This is a genomic window from Actinomycetes bacterium (assembly GCA_036000965.1).
GTDB lineage: Bacteria > Actinomycetota > CALGFH01 > CALGFH01 > CALGFH01 > DASYUT01.
Genome location: DASYUT010000176.1, coordinates 1 through 5906 on the forward strand (window position 1 = coordinate 1; position 5906 = coordinate 5906).

The 5906-nt window shown below is 73.3% G+C and carries 7 protein-coding genes; 4 read left to right on the forward strand and 3 right to left on the reverse strand.

Annotated elements, in window-relative coordinates; all coding sequences use genetic code 11:
- On the forward strand, positions 1-212 hold a 212-nt coding region (locus VG276_15915; protein HEV8650838.1), incomplete at its 5' end, for a VapC toxin family PIN domain ribonuclease.
- A 225-nt stretch (positions 213-437) separates the two neighbouring features.
- On the opposite strand, the gene VG276_15920 is transcribed toward VG276_15915, so the two are convergent.
- Positions 438-1061, reverse strand: a complete 624-nt coding sequence (locus VG276_15920; protein ID HEV8650839.1) for an HAD family phosphatase — start codon at positions 1059-1061, stop codon at positions 438-440.
- Between the two features lie 98 nt (positions 1062-1159).
- On the opposite strand from VG276_15920, the gene VG276_15925 reads away from it, so the two are divergent.
- Positions 1160-1789 carry a nitroreductase family protein gene (locus tag VG276_15925; protein ID HEV8650840.1) on the forward strand — a complete coding sequence of 210 codons (630 nt, stop codon included), beginning with the start codon at positions 1160-1162 and terminating at the stop codon, positions 1787-1789.
- Between the two features lie 79 nt (positions 1790-1868).
- On the opposite strand, the gene VG276_15930 is transcribed toward VG276_15925, so the two are convergent.
- Positions 1869-2126 carry a hypothetical protein gene (locus tag VG276_15930; protein ID HEV8650841.1) on the reverse strand — a complete coding sequence of 86 codons (258 nt, stop codon included), beginning with the start codon at positions 2124-2126 and terminating at the stop codon, positions 1869-1871.
- Positions 2127-2317: 191 nt separating this feature from the next.
- The gene (locus VG276_15935; protein HEV8650842.1) at positions 2318-2998 is read right to left on the reverse strand and encodes an endonuclease V; all 681 of its coding nucleotides are present in this window, start codon (positions 2996-2998) and stop codon (positions 2318-2320) included.
- A 155-nt stretch (positions 2999-3153) separates the two neighbouring features.
- Between VG276_15935 and VG276_15940 the strand changes: the two genes are divergently transcribed.
- Together VG276_15940 and VG276_15945 are read left to right on the forward strand one after the other, a co-directional pair.
- Entirely contained in the window at positions 3154-4245 is a 1092-nt protein-coding gene (locus VG276_15940; protein HEV8650843.1) for a class I SAM-dependent methyltransferase, read from the forward strand.
- Positions 4246-4401: 156 nt separating this feature from the next.
- Positions 4402-5906, forward strand: a 1505-nt coding sequence (locus VG276_15945) for a bifunctional 3'-5' exonuclease/DNA polymerase (protein HEV8650844.1), incomplete at its 3' end; no start/stop codon positions are given.

A 5906-nucleotide genomic window follows, 5' to 3' on the forward strand; every position in this document is an offset into this window, starting at 1 on the left:
TGGCGACCATCCCGGTCGAGGAGTACGACCTCGACGTCGCACGTGCACATGCCCGACTGCTTGCGCACGTGCGCCGGACCGGCATGCCGCGCGGCGCCCATGACCTGATCATCGCCGCGACCGCCACCGCCGCTGGACGCACCGTTGTCAGCTCCGACGCCGCCGGCTTCGATCGACTACCAGACGTCGCCGTGCTGGACCCGACACGCTGAGGAGTCGCGAAGGGCCCCGGGTCGCCGAGCAACAGGTCAGTCTGTTGCTTCTCGAACATGGCGATTCCAGCGTGTTGCACCGTCCCGGTCAACGGGCCGGCAAGTTCGCTTACGAACGTCTTGGCATGCCGTTGGGGGACCATGAACTCACACGGCAGGACCGGACGTTGTTCCTCAACCCACTCATCCCCGCAAGCCAACCTAACCGAACAAACTACCGCTACGTCACGACGGTGGGGCGGCAGGCTCGCGCAGGCGGGCCTCGATCTCTGCGATGGTCTGCGCGTTGTCCTCGAACAGGACCGCCTGGATACCGATCGCTCGCGCGCCGTCGACGGCCCACTCGGTGTCGTCGAGGAAGATCATCTCCTCTGGCCGCACGCCGAGACGCTCGCAGGTCAGCTCGTAGATGCGCCGATCGGGCTTGGACATTCCGACCTCGTGCGAGTAGACGATGAGGTCGGTCATCTCGTCGAAGTGGTAGCGCTCCCGCTCCCTGCTGCGAGCACCGACGAAGCTGTTGCTGAGGATGGCGGTCCGGTACCGCGGACGCAGACCGCGGAAGTACTCGGTCAGCTCGACGTTGAGCGTGCCGAGGTACTCCGTCCAGATGTCCTCCATGAACGCGTCCACCTGCGCCTCGTCCAGCCCGAGAAGCTCGCCGATGCTCCGTTGCACGTCGTCTTCCGAGATCGTCCCGATGGCGCCGACCTCCCACACCCTGTGCGTCCGCTCGCCAAGCTCCCCTGGTTGCAGCCCGAGCTTCCGCTCCCACTTCTCCGGCACACCCAGCGAAGGCGTGATCTCGAGCACCCCGCCGATGTCGAAGACGACCGCTCGTACCACCATGATCTTTCCCTCCCGAGGGTGCGCGACGATCGCCCGCGTCGTCGATGGGCCACGCCGAGGCGGCGCCCTTGCCGACGGGTCGTGCGATGCTATCGGCCATGATGCTCAACCTGACTCCCGACGAGCTGCTGTCGACCACGCGGGCGGTCCGCAAGCGACTGGACCTGACTCGACCGGTCGAGCGCGAGGTGCTGGAGGAGTGCCTGCGGCTGGCGCAGCAGGCGCCGACCTCCAGCTACGCGCAGAACTGGCACTTCGTCGTCGTCACCGACGCGGACCAGCGGGCGGCGCTCGGCGAGCTGTGGCGCAGGGTCGCCGGTCCGTACCTCCAGCGGCGCGCCGCTGCTGCTGCCGCCGACCCGATCGTGGCGCGGATCGGCGATGCCGTCGGGCGCCTGGCCGAGCACATCCACGAGGTGCCGGTCCACGTCATCCCGTGCGTGGAAGGCAGGACCGACGGGTCGCCGGTGGTGGTGCAGGCGTCGCGATGGGCGTCGATCATCCCGGCGGCGTGGAGCTTCATGCTCGCCGCCCGCGAACGCGGTCTCGGGACCGCCTGGACGACCTTCCATTTGCGGCACGAGCGTGAGGCCGCCGAGATCCTCGCCATCCCCTACGACGCGGTCATGCAGACGGCCCTCATCCCGGTCGCCTACACGATCGGCACCGACTTCAAGCCCGGCGCTCGCCACGCGCTCGACACGATGGTCCACTGGGACCGCTGGTAGCGGATCGACGTCGACCGCCGTGGCGGGTCGGCGGTCGGCCGTCGAAGCGTGCGCGTCGTGTGGCTCACGGGACGCGGTGTCAGTTCCAGCTCAGGAAGCCGATCTCGTTGAGGTAGTCACGCTCGGGGCTGCCGTTGCGGAAGTGCCTCCACACCCGCCCCTCGATGCCCATGCGCTCGGCGGGGTTGAGCTGCTTGTTGCCGAACAGGAGGCTCCGCAACCGCTTCGCGGCGGCGTCGCGCTCGTCCTGCGCGGGAGTCCTGCCCTGGCTGAACAGATCGGCGACCATCGCGATGAGGTCCCGCTCGACGCCCGCATTGTGCGCCGCCTCGCTCATCTGCCGGTCTCGACGCTCTCGGAATATCGGCACACCTGCCTCCCGGATCTGTGCTTCGTGGCCCAGACGGCGGCAACGCCGACGCGTCGGCCTCCCCGACCGGCCTGACCGTAGCGTAGACGCCACGGGCCTGGCACCCAACGACAACATCTTGTCGATCCCGATCTGGTCGATCCCGGTCCCCCAAGCCTCTAACTGGCCGCCCGGGCGACGCGGGCGGCGGTGCGGGCGCGGCGGAGCGGCTCCGGGGTGCGGGCGGGGCGGCGCGTCGCGGCCAGCACGACCGCGACCGCCGTCTCCACGTCCGTCCGCCAGGCGGCGTGGACGGCCACGGGCCGCACCCCCTGCCGGGTCCGCAGCCAGCAGCCGACCGGCTCGCCATCCAGGAGCAGCGGCGCGGTCGCCCGGCCAGTGTCCGGCGGCAGGCCGCCTTCGGCGAGCAGCGGCCGGTCAGTCACCCCGACGGTGGGCAGGTCGAGCACGGCGCCGAGGTGGAGGGCGAGCCCTGCCCGGCGGGGGTGGTCGCGGCCGGTCGCGTTGACCAGCAGCACGTCCGGCCGCAGCGGCAGGGCGCGGACGGCAGCCTCCAGCAGCGCCCCCTCGCGCAAGGCGAGCAGGGCGGCCTGATAGGAAGCCCCGGCCGGGCCGGCGGCGGTGGCCGACGCGAGCAGCCGGCGGCCGCGGGTGACGGCCGCGCCGGCCACGCCCGGGTCGCCCGCGGCGCCCGCCCCGGTCACGCCCCTGGCAAAACAGGCGTAGCAGCCGCCCACCACAAGCCGCCCAGACGGTGGCGCCCAAGCCGGCGGGGCCGCCCGAGCCAGCTCCTCCTGGACGCGCGCCAGGCCGGCAGCGTCAGTCGCCCATCGCGCCATCGCCGCCATGATGCGCCAAGCAGCGCGCCTCCGGATGCCTGAACGGCAGCCACCCTGTGCGGACCAGCGTGATCCCGGACTGGATCCTGGCCAACCGGTCGCAGTTCCGGACGGCGCTTCCGCGCCCGGGCGGGTGTGGGTAGGATCGCAGCGCGATGGACATGGAAAAGCGGAACGCTCGGACCGACCCGACGAGCGCGCTGGCAGAACGGCTGTTCCGGGACGCCCTGGGGGCGCTGGAGCTCTACACCATCTACCTCGGGGAACGGCTCGGCCTGTACCGGGCGCTCGCCGCGTGCGGCCCGGCCACCTCGTCGGAGCTGGCGGAGCGCACCGGCACGGCCGAGCGGTACATCAGGGAGTGGCTCGAGCACCACGCCAGCAGCGGGCTCCTTACGGTCGACGAGCCGGGAGCTGGCCCGCTGGCTCGCCGCTACCGGCTGCCGCCGGAGCACGTCCCGGTCCTCGCCGACCCGGACGACGTCCGCTACGAGGCGTACAAGGGCGTGGACATCGTGCGGGCCGGCCGGCCGCTCCCGCAGTTGCTGGACGCCTTCCGGACCGGCGACGCGCCACCGCCGCTGCCGTGGGCGCCAGAGGGCAGGGCGGAGTTCAACCGCGCGCTCTTCCTCAACCTGCTGGGCAGGCAGTGGCTCCCCGCGATCCCGGCGGTCGACCGGCGGCTCCGCGGCGAACCGCCGGCGCGGGTCGCCGACATCGCGTGCGGCACCGGCTGGTCGAGCATCGCCATGGCCCAGGCGTATCCCAGGATCACCGTGGATGGCTTCGACCTCGACCAGGATGTCGTCGCCGCGGCCCGTCAGCACGCCCAGGACGTCGGCGTGGCCGACCGGGTGCGGTTCGCCGTCGCCGACGCCTCGGACCAGACTGTCTCCGGCCGGTACGATCTGGTGACGATCTTCGAGGGCCTCCACGACCTGTCGCGTCCGGTCGACGCCCTGCGGGCAGCGCACGGGATGCTCGTCGCGGGAGGGTCGGTGGTGGTGGCCGACGAGCTGGTCGAGGACGAGTTCGTCGCCCCTGCCCCGGAGACGGATCGCTACGCCTACGGCTGGAGCGTGGTGTCGTGCCTGCCCAGCGCGATGGGGGACCCACAGACCGCGGCCACCGGCGCGGTGATGCGTCCCCGGACGCTTCGCCGCTACGCCATGGCGGCCGGCTTCGGTGAGGTCGAGATCCTCCCGATCCAGACGGACTACTGGCGCTTCTACCGGCTGATCTCCTGAAGCTGGCGGCTGGTGAACTCACCACCGACGAGCCGACCGTCACGGTCGCAGGCAAGGGGGTGGCGAGCGACCGGCCGAGTGGGTTCAGCTTCCACGCCGCCGACGTGTCGCCGAGGCGGTTGGGTGGCTGTCGGTGTTGGTGGGCAGACTTGCCGGATGCGGACGGTCGTGGTGATGGACCGGGAGGGCGGGGGGCTGCTCCAGGCTGTCGCGGAGGACGGTTCGCCGACCGGCCCGGTCGAGCCGGTCCGGGACGTCGCCGCGGCGGTGGGGGAGCGGGCCGGGCGGCCGCGGTGGGTGTGGGCGGCCACCAGCGAGGTCTGTCCGGCCCTGCTGCGGGCCGGGGTGCGGGTCGCCCGCTGCCACGACCTGGCCCTCACCGAGGCGATCCTGCTCGCCGTCGAGGGCCGCTGGGGCCAGCCCCGCTCGCTGGCCGCGGCCTGGGCCCGGCTGCGGGGCCTGCCGGTGCCCGACGACCCGTCGCGAGGGCCGCGAGCCGGTCAGCCGTCGCTGTTTGAGCAGGATCACCTTGGCCTGCCCGACGGCGCCGGTCTGCTGGAGACGGTCGTGGCCGTGCACGCCGCCCAGCAGCAGCGGCTGGGTCAGGCCGAGCATCCCGACCGGCTCGGCCTGCTGGTCGCCGCCGAGTCGGCCGGGGCCCTGGCAGCCGCCGAGATGGCCCAGGCCGGGCTGCCATGGCGACCAGACGTGCATGACGTGGTCCTCACCCAGCTGCTCGGGCCCAGGCCGGTCGCCGGGGCGATGCCGCAGCGCCTGCGCGACCTGACCGAACAGATCGACGCCGCCCTGGGTGGCCAGCGTGTCAACCCCGACTCCCCGGCCCAGGTCCTACGCGCGTTCGCCGCCGCCGGGACGCCGCTGCCGTCCACCCGATCCCATGTCCTGCGCGGGGTGGACCACCCGGCCGTGCCGCTGCTGCTGGCCTACAAAGAGCTGTCGCGGCTGCACGCGGTGTACGGCTGGTCGTGGCTGGACACGTGGGTGCGGGCGGGGCGGTTCCGGCCCGAGTACCTCCCGGGTGGGGTGGTGTCGGGCCGCTGGGCGACCCGCGGCGGCGGCGCGCTGCAGATCCCCCACGCGGTGCGCCGGGCGGTGGTCGCCGACCCGGGCTGGACGTTGGTGGTCGCCGACGCCAGCCAGCTGGAGCCCAGGGTGCTGGCCGCGCTCTCCGACGACCACGGGCTCGCCCGGGCCGCTGCCGGCGGCGACCTGTACGCCGCCCTGGCCGCCGACGGGTTCGGCGGTGACCGGGCGCGGGCCAAGACCGCCCTGCTCGCCGCGATCTACGGGGGCGACGCAGGGCAGCTGCTGGCGGTGCTGCGGCGGCGGTTCCCGGCCGCCGTCGGCTACGTCGAGGCGGCCGCCCGGGCCGGCGAGGAGGGCCGGCTGGTGCGGTCGCGGCTGGGCCGGACCTGCCCGCCGGCGACGGCCGGCTGGCTGCGCGCGACCGCCGGGACCGGCGGGCCTGAGCCGGACGCCGAGGCGGGCGCGCGCGCCCGCCGGGCCGCCCGGGACCGAGGGCGGTTCACCCGCAACTTTGTCGTCCAGGCCAGCGCCGCCGACTGGGCGCTGGTGTGGCTGGCGGCTGTGCGCCGCCGGCTCGCTGACCCTGCGGCCACCGACCTCACCCCGGCCGACCC